Source organism: Streptomyces sp. NPDC015532 (assembly GCF_043078065.1).
In the GTDB taxonomy this organism is placed as follows: Bacteria; Actinomycetota; Actinomycetes; order Streptomycetales; family Streptomycetaceae; genus Streptomyces.
Genome location: NZ_JBIBSY010000021.1, coordinates 91,553 through 106,614 on the forward strand (window position 1 = coordinate 91,553; position 15,062 = coordinate 106,614).

Here is a 15,062-nt window from a genome sequence, read left to right on the forward strand (position 1 = left end):
CTCATGATCTTCATCACCGTCAAGTTCAGCGTCCGCCCCGAGGACGCGGAGAAGTGGCCGGAGATCACGGCCGACTTCACGGCGGCCACCCGCGCCGAGCCCGGCTGCCTGTGGTTCGACTGGTCCCGGAGTCTCGACGATCCGACGGAGTACGTCCTGGTCGAGGCCTTCCGGGACGACGAGGCCGGGGCGTCGCACGTCCAGTCCGCGCACTTCAAGGCGGCCCAGCAGGCCCTGCCTCGCCACCTGACCACGACACCGCGCATCGTGAACATGAAGATCCCCCAGGACGACTGGTCCCTCCTGGGCGAGATGACCGTCGAGGAGCCGTCTTAGGGCCTGCCCGACGGCCGCCGCGGCTCCGAGCGGCGGTCCCGGCCTACGGATTGAGGACGACCTTTCCGGCGACGGTGCCGGACTCCGCCAGGCGCAGGGCCGCGGCGGCCTCGCTGAGCGGCAGCTGCGCGGCGATCCGGGCGGTGACCTCACCGCGCTGGAGGGCGCCGAAGACCTGGGTGAGGTCGGCGCGCAGCCGGGCGCGGAACCGGGTCCGGGACAGGGCGCGCCCGGCCCAGATGTTGAAGAAGTACGCGTGGCGGCCGTTGGGCAGGGCGTTCCACAGCCAGACACGGCCGAGCAGCTTGAGCACGGGCCACTGCTTGGACCCCGTGTCGTCCCGGGTGGAGGCGCTGCCGTACGAGACGAGCGTGCCGCCGGGAGCCAGCAGGCGCCACGAGTCGACGGCGCTGCGACCGCCGACATGGTCGAACACGGCGTCGACCCCGCCGGGCGCGAGCTCGCGGACGCGCGCCGCGACGTCCTCGGTGCGGTAGTCGACGGGGGTGACGCCCTGTTCGCGCAGGGAGTCGTGGTGACGTGCCGAGGCCGTACCGATCACCTGGGCGCCGGCGGCGCGGGCGAGCTGGACCAGGACCGAACCGACGCCGCCGTTGGCGCCGTGCACGAGAACGGTCCGGCCCGCGCCGATCCGTGCCTTGCGGTGCAGCATCTGCCAGGCCGTGATGCCGTTGACGACCACGGTCTCCGCCTCGGCCGCCCCGATGCCGTCGGGCACCGGGACGACGTCGGCCGCCTCCACCCGCACATGACTGGCCCAGCCGCCGACCTTGACCAGCGCGGCGACCCGGGTGCCGGTCAGGCCCGGGTCGACGCCGTCGCCCGTGGTGAGAACCGTGCCGACCAGGTCGTAGCCGGGAACGAAGGGGAACGGCGGCTGGTCGTAGTACCGCCCGCGGCGCATCTGCTGTTCGGCGAAGGAGACGCCGGTCGCCTCCATCCGTACGACGACCTGGCCGGGGCCCGCGACCGGCACGGCGCCGTGCCGGATCTCCAGCCCCTCCGGCTCCACCTTGCCCGGCAGGACGACCTCGACGAGTCCTTCGGCGTTCATGACGACCTCCACTGCGCTCCGTGCGAGTTATCTGCTATCGCTTTAGTTAGAAGCTATAACGAAGGAGTGTGAGCGTCAAGAGTTTTCGTTAGAGGTTCTAACTCGGAGAGCCGCCGGACCCGTCGGGCGCGCCACCACCTCGGGTGCGCGCGGAGATCACCCGGGCGATTCGGCCGTCCACTCGATGTCCGGCGGCGCGACACGGGCGCACCGCGGGCCTCCGAGCGCGTCGGTCAGCCCCAGCCGCCCGACGAGGAGACCCTCGCGCGCTGCCGCGTCGAGCACCTCCGCGGGGACCGCGTCGAGCATGAGCTTGGCGCGGCGGAACATGCTGAAGACGCCCGCCCCGTCGACCGTGCCCCACGACAGATAGATGAACCGGTGCCCCAGCCGGTCCTGCACGTAGGGGCCCTTCAGTTCGATCCCCGTCGGCGAGGGCGCGGCCGTGCACGGGAGGGTCCAGGTCGCGAAGGTGCCGTCGCCCGGCTGCGGATCGAGCAGTTCGGCCGGACGGTCACGGCGTTGCACCGCCACGTGGATGTTGTCGTACGCCGGGACGGTGCCGCGGCCTTCGGGGGCCGGGCAACGGAGGCCGGGGAGGTCGACGGCGTCGATACGGATGTGCATACGGGCCATCATGCCGCCGAATCGCCCGGGGGTACCGGCCACGCCCGCGGCGGCTCAGCCGTCGGCCGGCTCCCGCGGACCGAGCGGATGCCGGCCCGGACGGACCGCGGCTTCGATCTGGTCGAGCTGGGCGGTGAGGATCTCCTCGAACTCGGCGCGGCGGTCCGTCCCGAGCGGGCGGAGGTCACGGGCGAAGGGGGCCAGCGCCGGGAAGCGCTCGGGGTCGGCGCCGAGCACCGCCACGCGGAACAGCTCCAGGCCCTGTTCACGCTCTTCGGGGCTCACCGTGCGGACCCCGGCCTCGGACGCGATCAGCGCGGAGACGAGGACCGCGATCCGTCCGGCGCTGGTTCCCGGCGGACGCGGCGAGGCGATCACGGTCCGCATGCTGCTCAACCACACCAGCGGCCTCGCCGACAGGCTCGACTCCTCCGGCCTGCCGCAGCCCCGTCCCATCGACGAGGCCCTCGCGGCCCTGTACCGGGTGGCGATGTACGGCTGAGGGCGCCGTGCCGCGGTGACCCACGGCGCCCTGGGCCCGAAGGCGTCGCGGTGGCCACGGCGCCTTCGGCCCGAAGCGTGGTGTCAGCCGGACAGGGCCGCCGAGACCACCGCCCTCGCCTCGTCCTGCACCCGGCGCAGGTGATCGGTTCCGAGGAACGACTCCGCGTAGATCTTGTAGACGTCCTCCGTGCCCGACGGACGGGCCGCGAACCAGGCGTTCTCGGTGGTCACCTTGATGCCGCCGATGGGCGCGCCGTTGCCCGGCGCCTCGGTGAGCACCGCGGTGACGGCCTCCCCGGCGAGCGCGTCGGTCGTGATCTGCGCGGGCGACAGCTTGGCGAGGAGGGCCTTCTCCTCCCGCGACGCCGGGGCGTCGATGCGCTCGTAGGCGGGCTCCCCGAAGCGCGAGGTGAGTCCGGCGTAGTGCTCGGAGGGCGTCTTCCCGGTGACTCCCGTGATCTCCGAGGCGAGCAGGGCCAGGATGATGCCGTCCTTGTCGGTGGTCCACACCGAGCCGTCACGGCGCAGGAAGGAGGCGCCCGCCGACTCCTCCCCGCCGAACCCGAGCGAGCCGTCGACCAACCCGTCCACGAACCATTTGAATCCGACGGGCACCTCGACCAGCCGGCGGCCGAGATCGGCGGCGACCCGGTCGATCATTCCGGAGGACACCAGGGTCTTGCCGATCCCCGTCCCGGCCGGCCACCGCTCGCGGTGGGAGTAGAGGTAGGCGATGGCGGCGGCGAGATAGTGGTTGGGGTTCATGAGGCCGCCGTCCGGGGTGACGATCCCGTGGCGGTCGGCGTCGGCGTCGTTGCCCGTCGAGATCTGGAAACGGTCGCGCCGCTCGATGAGGGAGGCCATCGCGTACGGCGAGGAGCAGTCCATCCGGATCTTGCCGTCCCAGTCCAGCGTCATGAACCGCCAGGTGGGATCGGTGAGCGGGTTGACGACGGTCAGATCGAGCGCGTGCTGCTCGGCGATACGGCCCCAGTAGGCGACCGAGGCCCCGCCCAGCGGGTCGGCGCCGATGCGGACCCCGGCCGTGCGGATCGCGTCCAGGTCCAGCACCTGCGGCAGATCGGCCACATAGGTGCCGAGGAAGTCGTGGCGACCGGTGCCGGGAGCGGCGAGCGCTCTGGCGTAGGGGATGCGGCGTACGTCCTTGAGGCCGTCCCTGATGAGTTCGTTGGCCCGGTCCTGGATCCAGGAGGTCGCCTCGGAGCCCGCCGGGCCTCCGTTCGGCGGGTTGTACTTGAAGCCGCCGTCGGCGGGCGGATTGTGGGAAGGGGTGACCACCACACCGTCCGCGAGGCCCTTGGAGCGGCCGCGGTTGTGCGTGAGGATGGCGTGCGACACCGCCGGGGTGGGTGTGTAGCCGTCCGCGCTGTCGAGGAGCACGGTCACGTCGTTGGCCGCGAACACCTCCAGGGCGGTGACCTTCGCGGGTTCCGAGAGCGCGTGGCTGTCGATGCCCAGGAAGAGCGGGCCGTCGATGCCCCGGCCGTCGCGGTACTCGCAGATGGCCTGGCTCGTCGCGGCGATGTGGTCCTCGTTGAACGCGGTCGCCAGGGACGAACCGCGGTGTCCGGACGTGCCGAAGGAGACGCGCTGGCCGGGTTCGGCCGGGTCGGGGTGGAGCGCGTAGTACGCGGTGACCAACCGGGCCACGTCGACGAGATCCTCGGGACCGGCCGGACGGCCCGCTCGCTCGTGCTGCATGTGCCCGCACCTCCGCATCGGTGGTTCTTCGCTGGTGGTCTCATCTTTCCCCACCGGGCCCGACGGCGGCACCGGGCCGGACGACGCAACCGTGCCGCCGTCAGGCGTGGCCGTCCTCCTCCAGGGGAGGCGGTCGGGGCGAGGGATTCCCTGCGGTCAGGTGTTCGAGGACCTCCACCAGTTCCTGGCAGGCCCGTTCCACGGAGCGTCTGGTGTTGCGCTGTTCGGTGATGACGGCGGACAGGAGGAGGGCCGTCAGGGCCATGGTTCCGTTGAAGGCCTGGAGCTTGATCATGACCTCGGTGTGGCTCAGCCGGTAGAACGGGCCCACCTCCTGCGTGGCCGCGACGGTGGCCATGACCGAGGCGAACAGGGCGCACACCACACTGCCCGGGAGCTCGAATCGCAGGGCCGCCCAGATCAGCAGCGGATAGATCAGGAACAGCATGCTGATGGAACTGCGGGTGGCGACCGGCACCATGACGGCGGCCGCGACGAGGATCACGGCGGCCTCCTTCCACCGGGTCAGTCTCAGCGGGGCTCGCAGGGCGTACAGCATCAGGATGACCGGGGTGACGATCAGGACGCCCATCGCGTCGCCCACCCACCAGGCCAGCCAGACCGGCCAGAAGTCGCCCAGGGCGAGTTTGTCCGTGACCACCAGCAGGCCGACGTCCACGGTCGCGCTGATCGTCATGGCGCCCAGGGCCGCCAGGAACACCAGGGCGAGACCGTCGCGGAACCGGCTGAGATCGGCGCGGAAGTGGACGGCGCGCAACAGGAGGTAGGCGCAGACCGGAGCAACGGTGTTGCCCGCGACGATGCCTGCCGCGGAGAGCTGGAGCGAGGTGAACGAGGAGAGGGACAGGACGACCAGGAGGGCCCCGATCGCGATCCCGAGCCACGCCCGGATCCCCAGGAGCAGCAGGGCGGCGACGGCCACGCCGGTGGGCGGCCAGATGGGTGTGAACACCGCTCCTTCGACAGTGAGCCGCCGCATGAGTCCCAGCCGTCCTGCTCCGTAGTAGCAGGCGGCGATCCCCAGGGTCTGAAGCGCGACGACGGCCGGTCGGCGCATCTTCTGTGCAGCCACCACAGAGTCATCAGACACCGTCGGGGCCCCGTCGGCGAGGCGAACCGGACGACGGCCGCTTCACCGGAACCGGGCCGCGGGTGCGCCGTGGCGGACGACGAGTACGGCCGCGTCGTCCTCGTGGCCCACACGCTCGGCGCCCTTGATGACCGCGGCGGCCAGCGAACCGGCCGACAGACCCGCGACGGCGGCGACTCCGGCGAGCCGTACGACCTGGTCGAGACCCTCGTCCACGTTCATCGACGGGCCCTCGACGACACCGTCGGTCAGCAGGACGAAGACTCCGCCGGTGGTGAGGCGGTGCCGGGTCACCGGGTACCGCGTCCCGGCCTCGACGCCGAGGGGCGGCCCGCCTTCGTCCTCGGTGATGCCGGACTTCCCGTCCGCCGACGCCCAGACGCAGGGTATGTGCCCGGCCCGCGCGCTCTCCAGCATGCCGGTGACCGGGTCGAGCCGCATGAAGGTGCAGGTCGCGAAGAGGTCGGAGCCGATGGACAGAATGAGGTCGTTGGTCCGGGCGAGCAGTTCCCCGGGCTCGCTGGTGACGGAGGCGAGGGCGCGCAGGCCGACCCTGACCTGCCCCATGAACGCGGCGGCCTCGATGTTGTGGCCCTGCACGTCGCCTATGGACAGGCCGATGCGCCCGTCGGGCAGTCTGAAGGCGTCGTACCAGTCCCCGCCCACGTTGAGGCCGTAGCAGGCGGGCGCGTACTGGACGGCCACGTCGAAACCCGGGGCGGAGGGCAGGTCCCCCGGAAGCATGCCGCGTTGCAGCGCGATGGCCAGTTCGACCTGTGAGCGCTGGAACTCCGCGCGTTCACGTGCCTGGGCGGTCAGCGATCCGAGCCTGGCGAGCAGCTCGTCGTCGTCGCCCGTCGGCAGCTTGCGGGACATCGGCCACCCCGGAGGAAAAGCCACACAGGAAAGAAATATTAAGAAAACGACACTATCGGATGATAACGGCCGCACTGGCACGACCCGACATCGGCGCTTCCCGGCGGAGCGGTCCGGCTCCCGGTCCGAGGCGCGGGCACCGCGGGCCGTCGTTCCGGATCAGACGGTCGCGCGGGGCAGGCGTCGGTCCAGCCATCCCGGCAGCCACCAGTTGGCCCGCCCCATCAGGAACATGAGCGACGGCATCAGGACCAGGCGGATGACGGTGGCGTCGAGGACGACGCTGACGGCGAGGCCGAGGGCGAGCATCTTCACCACGACGGCCGGGGAGCCGGTGAAGGACAGGAACACGGCCGTCATGATGAACGCGGCGCAGGTGATGACCCGTCCGGTGAGGGCGAGTCCGGTGCCGACCGACCGCTCGTTGTCCTGGGTCGCGTGCCATTCCTCGGCGATGCGCGAGAGCAGGAAGATCTCGTAGTCCATCGACAGGCCGAAGACGATGGCGAACATCATCATCGGGACGTAGGACTCGATCGGCACGGACTCGCTCAGGCCGAGCAGGCCGTCGCCCCAGCCCCACTGGAAGACGGCGACCAGGACGCCGTACGACGCACCGGTCGTGAGCAGGTTCAGGGCGACCGCCTTGAGGGGGATGACCAGGCTGCGGAAGACGACCGTGAGCAGCAGGAACGCGGAGACCAGCACGATGCCGATGATGAGCGGCAGGCGTTCGGTGACGGTGTCGCGGAACTCGAGATGACCCGCGGTGCTGCCGGTCAAGTACCCCGTCGCGCCGGTGCCTTCGAGCGCGGCGGGCACGGCGGTGCCGGTGAGCGTGTCGAACAGGGCCGCCGTGCCGGCCGATTGAGGTCCGGTGGCGGGGACTACGGTGGTGACGAGGACCTTGCCGTCCGGGCTGGGGCGCGGTGGCGCGACGCGGGCGACCCCGTCCGTCCCGCTCAGTCCGTCGGTGACCCGGTCCGCGATCCGGTCGGAGGACACGGTCGCGTGGGCGAGGTCGACGACCAGGGTGAACGAGCCGTTGACGCCCGGCCCGAATCCCGGACCGTCGGCATGGGCCGTCCAGTCGTAGGCGTCGCGGGTGGTGCTGCCCACCGGATCCGCACCGTCGTCGATGTGTCCGAGACGCATCGAGAACAGCGGTATCGCGCAGAGGGCGACGAGGGCGAGTCCGGCGGAGAGGAACCTCCACGGGTGGCGGGCGACCAGGCGTGCGTAACGGTGCCATCCGTCGTGGTCCCCGGAACTCTCGGCGACGGGCGTGCGGCGGACACGGAGTACGTCGACGCGGGAGCCCACGAGCCCCATCGCCGCGGGCACCAGCGTGAGCGCCGCGGCCGCCGTGACGACCACCGCGACGGTGGCGGCCAGCCCCAGCCGCCCGATCATCGTGAGTCCGCAGGCGTACAGGCTGAGCAGGGCCACGGCCACGGTGCCGGCGGCGACCAGGACCGCCTTCCCGCTGACGGCGGTCGTGCGGCCGACCGCCGTGCGGGGGTCGTCCCCGTCGATCACGTACTGACGGAACCGCGTGATCAGGAAGAGCGCGTAGTCGATGCCCACGCCGAGCCCGATCATCGTGGCCAGGGTCGGCGCCGAGGTGGCGAACGTGAGCGTGCCGGCCACGATGCCGACCACGCCGAGGCCGACGCCGACGCTGATCAGGGCGGTGAGCAGAGGCATGAGGGCGGCGGCGACGCTGCCGAAGGCGAGCAGCAGCACGATCAGCGCGGCGCCGACACCGGTGGCCTCGGCGGCGGCGTCGTCGGCGGGGGCGCGCACGATGTCGTGCAGGTCCCCTCCGTAGCCGACACCGATCCCGGCGTCCCTGGCGGGAGCCGTCGCCTCGTCGAGCCGCTCGGTGTAGCCGTGGCCGAGGGACTTGAGCTTGCGGTCGAAGGACACGGCGGTGTACGCGGTCGCGCCGTCGGTGCTGGTCACCGGTGCGGCGACGGCGGTGACACGGGGCAGCCTGGTCAAGCGCCGAAGTGTCGCCTCCAGTGCGGCGGCGTGGTCGGACACCGTGCCCGAGTCCGTGTGGAACACGACCTTCCCGCCGGCCGCGCCCGCCGTCGGGTCGGACTTCTCCAGCAGGCCGGCGCCGATGGCCGTCCCGCTGCCGGGAAGGCTCACCTCGTCGCCGAAGGTCGCGCCGACCGCGTGCCGGCCCGCGAACGCGGCGGCCAGCACCAGCAGCCAGGCGGTGATCACCCACACGGGACGCCGGGCACAGAAGGTGCCTGTGCGGTGCAGGGCGGACGGCCGGGGCGTGACGGGAAGAGGCGCCAGGGACAGGGGGGCAGGAGGAAGGGACACCGCGCCTCCAGAGAAGTGACAGGGCTGCCACAACTAAACCGGGAAGGTGACAGTGCCGTCAATTGTCATCCATGCCATTTTCTGGCATCCCCTGCCCTGGACCTTGACCCGCGCCTCGCGGACGGGACCACGCGGCGCGGCGCGGCGCGAAAAGAGGTCCAGGGCATCGCGGACGGACCACGCGGCCGCGGGTCAGCTGTCGGCCTGCGCCCGCCCGGACGCGCACCCGGACGCCGCGCTCGCCGTCCTCACCGCCCGCTCCGCACCGGTGGGAGCCACCTTGAAGTCCAGGACGAGACCGGCGCTCTCGGCGTGGGCTCCGACGAGTGCGGTGCCCCGGGGGAGCTCCGGAATGTCGATGGTGCGCGGCTTGAGCCTGCCGGCGAGCCCCGAGCCGCCCGGCAGCGCGGAGAGCGCCGCCACCGGTATCTCGCGGCCGAGGGCCAGGACGCTCGCGGGGGTGATGGTCAGGCTGTGGGACGTGGTGGACAGCGTGGTGACGACCGTGACGGGCAGCCCGGAACCGCCCGCGGCGCCCGTGAGGGTCAGGCGCCTGCCGTCGGTTCCCGTCCTCAGCCCGTCGGCGCCGGCACTTTCCCGTACACCGGCGCTCCGGTCCAACGCGTCGTAGGCGATGGTGGCGGTGGCGGTTCCGCCCGAGGTGGCACCGCCGGTCGACACGTCGCGCAGGTGCGCGTCGACGTCCATGTCGGTGCCCTGGCGGCGCACTCCCTCGGCGCTGACATGGACGGCGCCGACCGTGCCGGTGAGCGCCTTGAGTCCGGCCAGGGTGTCGTCGAGGTCGACCCGCACCCCCTTGGTCGTGCCGAGACGGCACTCGGCGCTCTCCGCGACCCGGCCCCGCACCTTGTGCTCCACCACGAGGTCGGTGGTCACGGCTGCCGCGATCACGGCGGTCAGACATCCGGCGGTGACGGCGAGACGACGGCGACGGTTCACGAGGGGGTTGCTCCGATCATGGTCAGAAAGGTGAACGCCTGCGGGAGCAGACGGTCGGGTTCCACGGGCACGCCCGCCGTACGGCGGTCGCGCAGGGTCCGCAGGACGGCGCGCGCGGCCGAGAGCGCGCAGTTGGCGATCACGGCGGCCTGGAGGTCTGCGTCCGGAGCCCCCTCCGGAAGGCGCTCCAGGACGAGTGCGGTCAGACGTGCCTCGAACTGCTGGAACTGCCGGGACAGTCCCTCGCGCGCCTGTTCGCGGATCTCGCCGAGCGGATGGGCGAGCGCGGTCAGGCTGCTGGTGGCGAAGTAGGCGACCGCGTCGGTGATGGCTCCGCAGGCCGCTTCGAGCGGGGTGTCGCTGTCGGGCCGCGCCAGGAAGGCTTCCTCTATGCGCGCGAAGAGCTCGATCCCGTCCGGGAGAAGCAGGGCTTCCTTGCTGTCGAAGTAGCGGAAGAACGTCCGTTCCGACACGTTCGCCTCCGCGGCGATGCCGGCCACGGTCGTCTGCGCGAAACCGTGCTCCGCGAAGAGCCGTCCGGCGGCCTCGCGCAGTCCGCGCCGGGTCTCTTCCTTCTTCCGCTCGCGCAGACCGGGCCTTTCGGTTCTCTCTGGCATGGTGACACCCTCACCACCGGCGCCGGGTCTGTCAATTGTCAGCCCTGCCATTTCGGCGGGCGCGGGATCTGGGCGTCCACCGGAGCCCGGCGGGCGCGCCGCCCGTGTCCTGTCATCCGCGAGCCGTAGCCGCAGTGATACCGCGGTACTACGCGCCTGCCCCGACCGGGCTCTCCGGTACCACGGATCCGGGACCGCGGGCTTCTAGCGTGGTGGGTGAGCAGCAGTCAGGTGGGGGGCCTGCCCCCGAAAGCAAGGGACCATCGATGATCGAGGCACATCAGCTGACGAAGCGGTACGGGGAGAAGACGGCGGTGGACCGGCTGGACTTCGTCGTGAAGCCCGGCACCGTCACCGGCTTCCTGGGCCCCAACGGCGCGGGCAAGTCCACCACCATGCGCATGATCGTCGGTCTCGACGCCCCGTCCGGCGGCAGCGTCACGGTCAACGGCAAGCACTACGCGGAGCACACCGCCCCGCTCCAGGAGGTCGGCGCGCTGCTGGAGGCCAGGTCGATCCACCCCGGCCGTTCCGCCTTCGACCACCTCATGGCCCAGGCCCACACTCACGGCATTCCGCGCCGCCGGGTGGAGGAGGTCATCGAACAGACGGGTCTGCGGTCCGTGGCCAGGAAGCGCGCGGGCGCCTTCTCCCTCGGCATGGGCCAGCGCCTCGGCATCGCCGCGGCTCTCCTCGGCGACCCGGCCACGATCATGCTCGACGAACCGGTCAACGGACTGGACCCCGAGGGCGTGCTGTGGATCCGCAACCTGCTGACCGGGCTCGCGGCGGACGGCCGTACGGTCTTCGTCTCCTCCCATCTGATGAGCGAGATGGCGCTGGTCGCCGACCACCTGATCGTCGTGGGACGGGGACGTCTGCTGGCGGACACCACCGTGCGGGAGCTGGTCCAGCGGGCCGGCGGTGACACCGTCACCGTGGCGTCCGAACGGACGGCCCGGCTGCGCGAGGTGCTGGCCGGCCCCGGAGTCGAGATCGCCGGCGCGGCCGGTTCCGAGAAGCTCCAGGTCACGGGGCTGTCCGCGCGGGAGATCGGTCTCAAGGCCGCCGAGCACGGCATCGCGCTGTTCGAGCTCGCCTCCCGGACCGTCTCCCTCGAAGAGGCGTTCATGGAACTCACCCGCGACGCCGTGGAGTACCAGGCCGGCGCCACCGTCGAGACCCCCGGGAGAGCGGCATGAGTACCGTCACCGTCACCGACAGCCCCGCGACCGGGCCCGCACGAGCGGCACGTCCGGCGTACAAGGTCACCGGGCGCCGGGTGCTGCGCTCGGAGTGGGCCAAGCTGTGGTCCCTGCGCTCCACCTGGATCACCCTCGGCCTCGGACTGCTCTTCCTCGTAGCGTTCGGCGTGATCGCCGCCGCGCACTACAAGTCCGAGCTGAACTCCGGCCGCCCCCTGCACCGCGACGACGTCGCGGCCACCGCGCTCAGCCTCTCGGTCTTCGGTACGAACTTCGCGCAGCTCGCCCTCGGTGTGCTGGGCGTCCTGATCACCGCGGGCGAGTACTCGACGGGCATGATCCGCTCCACGCTGGCCGCCGTACCGCGCCGGCTGCCGGTCCTGTGGGCCAAGGCCTCGGTGTTCGGCCTGGTCGCCCTGGTCGTCGCCACCGTCGGCGTCTTCGTCGCGTTCACGATCGACAGCGGCCTGGTCTCGGGCACGCCCGCGGCCCTCACGCTGTCCCACCCGGGCGTGGTCCGCGGCCTGCTGGGCGCGGGCCTCTACCTCGGTCTGGTCGGCGTGATCGGCACCGCGCTGGGCGCTCTGCTCCGCTCGGTCGCCGGCGGCATCTCGGTCCTGGTCGCCTCGCTGATGCTGGTGCCCGGCCTGATCTCGCTGCTGCCCAGTTCGTGGCAGGACGACATCAGCCCGTACCTGCCGAGCAATGCGGGCGAGTCGATGTTCGCCCTGACCCATGACACGACCTCGCTGTCACCCGCCGCCGGGCTGGTGGTCTTCCTCGGCTGGACCGTGCTCGCGCTGGCGGGCGCCGCCTGTCGTCTCGTCCGCACGGACGCCTGACACACCGCACCGGCCACCCGCCCGACGCATCGCGGCCGGCACGGCGCCCCGGCCGGATCACCCGGTCGGGGGCCGTGCCGTCCGGTCCCCGGCACCCGGCACGGGCACCGCGAAGGACCCGCGGTCACGCCCGTACGGGGAACCCTTGAGGCGCGTACGAAGACCCGCGGTCACGCCCGTACGAGTAAGCCCGCGGGCGCGTACGGAGACGCGGCCGGACCCACAGCGTCCGGATCCACAATGGACAGGTGAGACCCATGAGCGCGGACCAGTGACTCCCATGAACAGCGACGACACCGCCCCGCGCGCGCCGGCGGACGACCCGCCCTTCGCGGAGGCGGAACTGCCGTGGAACCACCCGCTGGCCCGTGCGCTGTCCCGTCTCGGCCGCCGGCTCAAGCGGGGCGACCGCAATCGTCCCTGGATCCTCGACGCCGTGGTGACGGCCGCCGTCGCGATCCTGTTCTGCCTGCCGGACCTGGTGCACGACGGGGACGGCCGGCACCATCCCTTCGACACCGAGTTCACCCACCTGAACCTGCCGGGAACGCTCGCGCTCCAGGCCGGGCTGGTGCTGCCCCTGCTGTGGCGGCGCAGGAGGCCCTTCCTCTCCTTCTCCGTGATCACGGCGGTGTTCATCCTCCAGCTGGCGCTGGGGGTCTGGCTGCGCGCCGACGTCGCCGTGCTGATCGCCCTCTACAGCCTGGTCCTGCACGGAGAGCTGCGGCGGCTGCCCCTGGCCTGCGCGGTCACGGCCGGTGCGCTGGGGCTGGTCGCGGTGCGACTGCCGGCCGGCGTCCATGTGCTCGACGCGCTGTTCTTCCTCTTCAGCACGATAACCGCGGCCGTCGCGCTCGGACTCGCCGTCCGGATCCGGCGCGGCCAGCTCGCCGTTCTGCGGGACCGCGCGACCCGGCTGGAGGTGGAGCGCGACCAGCGCAGCAGACTGGCCGCCGCCGCCGAACGCACCCGCGTGGCCCGCGAGATGCACGACATCGTCGGCCACAACCTCTCCGTCATCATCACCCTGGCCGACGGCGGCGCGTACGCGAACGACCTCGCGCCGGAACGCGGGAAGCAGGCCCTGCTGCTCATCGGTGACACCGGACGCCAGGCGCTCGGCGAACTGCGCCGCATGCTCGGCGTGCTGCGCGAGCAGCCCGCGACTCCCAGCGCGCCCGAGCTGAGTCCCCAGCCGGGGATCGGCGACATCGACGCCCTGTGCGAGCGGATCCGGGCCGCCGGTCCGGTGGTCGTGCACCGCAGCAGCGGCGAACTGCGCACCCTGGACCGCGGTGTCCAGCTCGCCGTGTACCGCATCGTCCAGGAGGCTCTCACCAACGCCCTCAAGCACGGGGGCCCCGGGACCCGCGTCGATCTCTCGGTGGGCGTCGAGGAGGCGCTGCTGCGCATCGACGTCCACGACACCGGCCCGGGCAGCGGCACCGGGCGCACCCGGCCGCACGACGACGAAGGACACGGCATCCCCGGTATGAGAGAACGCGCGGCCCTCTACGACGGAACGGTCGTCGCGGGGCCCGGCCCCGACGGCGGATGGACACTGCGGGCCACCCTGGATCTCACCCCTCCGGCCGGGACCGATCTGGCTCGGCCGGCCGTCACGGGCGGTGCCGTGTGACCAGCGTGCTCATCGTCGACGACCAGCCACTGCAACGCCTGGGCTTCCGCATGCTCCTGGAGAGCACACCGGACACCGCGGTCGTCGGCGAGGCGTCGCACGGCGCCGACGCCGTCCGCAGGGCCGCCGAACTGCGCCCGGACGTGATCCTCATGGACGTACGGATGCCCGGGATGGACGGCATCGAGGCCACCCGCCGGGTCGTCGCCTCCGGCGGCCGGTCCCGGGTGCTGATCCTGACCACGTTCGACCTGGACGAGTACGCCCACGCCGCCTTGCGCGCGGGAGCCAGCGGGTTCCTCCTCAAAGACGCCCATCCGGAGGAACTGCTGGCCGGGATCCGGGCGGTCGCCGCGGGGGACGCGGTGATCGCCCCCGCCCTGACCCGGCGTCTCCTGGACGCCTACGCCCGGCACCTCCCGCACGATCCGTCGGGCGCGGGGCCCCAGGACGACCCTCGCCTCCGAGCCCTCACCGAGCGGGAGTACGAGATCTTCGTCGCCATCGGCGAGGGCTGGAGCAACAACGAGATCGCCGGGCGCCTCGTCGTGGCGGAGTCGACGGTCAAGACGCACGTCGGCCGCGTCCTGTCGAAGGTGGGCGTCCGCGACCGTGTCCAGGCGGTCATCCTGGCCTACGACCTCGGTGTCGTCCGGCCGAACCCGCCCGACCGGCCCGAGGGCACGTGCAAGGCGGGCGACGCGGCGCGACCTTAGGCTCGGCGGTATGACTGACGACACCCTGCGCCGCGTCACCGTCGAGCGGACCGGCACCGGACACTTCACCGCGACGAACGCGCGCGGCGGGACGATCGCCTTCGGGACCGGCTCCGGAGCCGGCGGGGAGGACGAGTTCACCCCGGTCGAACTGCTGCTCGCGGCCATCGGCGGCTGCACCGCGGCCGACGTCGACGTCGCGACCGGCCGTCATGTGGAGCCCACGGCGTTCACCCTGACCGTGACCGGCGACAAGATCAGCGACGAGCTCGGGAACCGGATGACCGACCTCGCGGTCACCTTCTCCGTGGCGTTCCCGGACGGCGAGCCGGGCGACCGCGCCCGTGCCATCCTCCCCCGCGCCGTCAAGACCTCGCACGACCGGCTCTGCACGGTCAGCCGCACGATCGAGGCCGGCACCCCCGTCGCCGTGACGGTCGCCGACGCCTGACCGCGCCGGCACCCTGTCGCGGTGCTCCGCGGACGAATGCG

General features: G+C 72.0%; 14 protein-coding genes and 1 pseudogene. 6 read left to right on the forward strand and 9 right to left on the reverse strand.

The genetic code is table 11. From position 1 onward, the window contains the following. Positions 1–3: 3 nt before the first annotated feature. Complete coding sequence (locus ACF07B_RS38895; RefSeq protein ID WP_369483185.1) at positions 4–336, forward strand: putative quinol monooxygenase; 333 nt, start codon at positions 4–6, stop codon at positions 334–336. A gap of 43 nt (positions 337–379) precedes the next feature. Here the strand turns inward: ACF07B_RS38895 and ACF07B_RS38900 are convergent, their stop codons facing one another. The 9 genes and pseudogenes from ACF07B_RS38900 to ACF07B_RS38940 all read right to left on the reverse strand — a co-directional run bounded on the left by ACF07B_RS38900 (position 380) and on the right by ACF07B_RS38940 (position 10,168). Next, positions 380–1,411: a medium chain dehydrogenase/reductase family protein gene (locus ACF07B_RS38900; RefSeq protein WP_392182384.1), complete on the reverse strand. Its 1,032-nt coding sequence runs from the start codon at positions 1,409–1,411 to the stop codon at positions 380–382. Positions 1,412–1,567: 156 nt separating this feature from the next. Then, the gene (locus ACF07B_RS38905) at positions 1,568–2,038 is read right to left on the reverse strand and encodes a DUF5990 family protein (RefSeq protein ID WP_392182385.1); all 471 of its coding nucleotides are present in this window, start codon (positions 2,036–2,038) and stop codon (positions 1,568–1,570) included. 54 nt (positions 2,039–2,092) lie between these two features. After that, positions 2,093–2,377, reverse strand: a pseudogene (locus tag ACF07B_RS38910) (hypothetical protein); the annotation flags it as partial. Between the two features lie 246 nt (positions 2,378–2,623). Then, positions 2,624–4,264, reverse strand: coding sequence for a phosphoglucomutase (alpha-D-glucose-1,6-bisphosphate-dependent) (pgm, locus tag ACF07B_RS38915; RefSeq protein WP_392182386.1), 1,641 nt, complete (start codon positions 4,262–4,264; stop codon positions 2,624–2,626). A gap of 100 nt (positions 4,265–4,364) precedes the next feature. Further along, complete coding sequence (locus ACF07B_RS38920) at positions 4,365–5,360, reverse strand: MASE1 domain-containing protein (protein WP_392182387.1); 996 nt, start codon at positions 5,358–5,360, stop codon at positions 4,365–4,367. Between the two features lie 57 nt (positions 5,361–5,417). After that, complete coding sequence (locus ACF07B_RS38925) at positions 5,418–6,251, reverse strand: PP2C family protein-serine/threonine phosphatase (RefSeq protein ID WP_392182388.1); 834 nt, start codon at positions 6,249–6,251, stop codon at positions 5,418–5,420. 159 nt (positions 6,252–6,410) lie between these two features. Beyond that, positions 6,411–8,591 carry an MMPL family transporter gene (locus tag ACF07B_RS38930; RefSeq protein ID WP_392182389.1) on the reverse strand — a complete coding sequence of 727 codons (2,181 nt, stop codon included), beginning with the start codon at positions 8,589–8,591 and terminating at the stop codon, positions 6,411–6,413. Positions 8,592–8,783: 192 nt separating this feature from the next. Continuing rightward, positions 8,784–9,551 carry a hypothetical protein gene (locus ACF07B_RS38935; RefSeq protein WP_369483193.1) on the reverse strand — a complete coding sequence of 256 codons (768 nt, stop codon included), beginning with the start codon at positions 9,549–9,551 and terminating at the stop codon, positions 8,784–8,786. Then, the gene (locus ACF07B_RS38940; RefSeq protein WP_392182390.1) at positions 9,548–10,168 is read right to left on the reverse strand and encodes a TetR/AcrR family transcriptional regulator; all 621 of its coding nucleotides are present in this window, start codon (positions 10,166–10,168) and stop codon (positions 9,548–9,550) included. The genes ACF07B_RS38935 and ACF07B_RS38940 overlap by 4 nt, the downstream gene beginning before the upstream one ends. A 266-nt stretch (positions 10,169–10,434) precedes the next feature. Between ACF07B_RS38940 and ACF07B_RS38945 the strand changes: the two genes are divergently transcribed. From ACF07B_RS38945 to ACF07B_RS38965, 5 genes are all read left to right on the forward strand, one after another. Beyond that, positions 10,435–11,370 carry an ATP-binding cassette domain-containing protein gene (locus ACF07B_RS38945; protein ID WP_369483195.1) on the forward strand — a complete coding sequence of 312 codons (936 nt, stop codon included), beginning with the start codon at positions 10,435–10,437 and terminating at the stop codon, positions 11,368–11,370. Beyond that, positions 11,367–12,215, forward strand: coding sequence for an ABC transporter permease (locus ACF07B_RS38950; protein WP_392182391.1), 849 nt, complete (start codon positions 11,367–11,369; stop codon positions 12,213–12,215). The genes ACF07B_RS38945 and ACF07B_RS38950 overlap by 4 nt, the downstream gene beginning before the upstream one ends. 280 nt (positions 12,216–12,495) lie before the next feature. Next, positions 12,496–13,854: a sensor histidine kinase gene (locus ACF07B_RS38955; RefSeq protein WP_392182392.1), complete on the forward strand. Its 1,359-nt coding sequence runs from the start codon at positions 12,496–12,498 to the stop codon at positions 13,852–13,854. After that, complete coding sequence (locus ACF07B_RS38960; protein ID WP_392182393.1) at positions 13,851–14,570, forward strand: response regulator; 720 nt, start codon at positions 13,851–13,853, stop codon at positions 14,568–14,570. Before ACF07B_RS38955 ends, ACF07B_RS38960 begins: the two co-directional genes overlap by 4 nt. Positions 14,571–14,580: 10 nt before the next feature. Next, a complete protein-coding gene (locus ACF07B_RS38965) occupies positions 14,581–15,021 on the forward strand; it encodes an OsmC family protein (RefSeq protein ID WP_392182394.1) in 441 nt (146 codons plus the stop codon). Positions 15,022–15,062 lie beyond the last annotated feature (41 nt).

Coding starts and splice junctions, on each gene's coding strand:
- ACF07B_RS38950 (WP_392182391.1), top strand. CDS start 11,367: ATGAGTACCGTCACCGTCACCGACAGCCCCGCGACCGGGCCCGCACGA.
- ACF07B_RS38900 (WP_392182384.1), bottom strand. CDS start 1,411: ATGAACGCCGAAGGACTCGTCGAGGTCGTCCTGCCGGGCAAGGTGGAG.
- ACF07B_RS38955 (WP_392182392.1), top strand. CDS start 12,496: ATGAACAGCGACGACACCGCCCCGCGCGCGCCGGCGGACGACCCGCCC.
- ACF07B_RS38905 (WP_392182385.1), bottom strand. CDS start 2,038: ATGCACATCCGTATCGACGCCGTCGACCTCCCCGGCCTCCGTTGCCCG.
- pgm (WP_392182386.1), bottom strand. CDS start 4,264: ATGCAGCACGAGCGAGCGGGCCGTCCGGCCGGTCCCGAGGATCTCGTC.
- ACF07B_RS38940 (WP_392182390.1), bottom strand. CDS start 10,168: ATGCCAGAGAGAACCGAAAGGCCCGGTCTGCGCGAGCGGAAGAAGGAA.
- ACF07B_RS38965 (WP_392182394.1), top strand. CDS start 14,581: ATGACTGACGACACCCTGCGCCGCGTCACCGTCGAGCGGACCGGCACC.
- ACF07B_RS38945 (WP_369483195.1), top strand. CDS start 10,435: ATGATCGAGGCACATCAGCTGACGAAGCGGTACGGGGAGAAGACGGCG.
- ACF07B_RS38925 (WP_392182388.1), bottom strand. CDS start 6,251: ATGTCCCGCAAGCTGCCGACGGGCGACGACGACGAGCTGCTCGCCAGG.
- ACF07B_RS38895 (WP_369483185.1), top strand. CDS start 4: ATGATCTTCATCACCGTCAAGTTCAGCGTCCGCCCCGAGGACGCGGAG.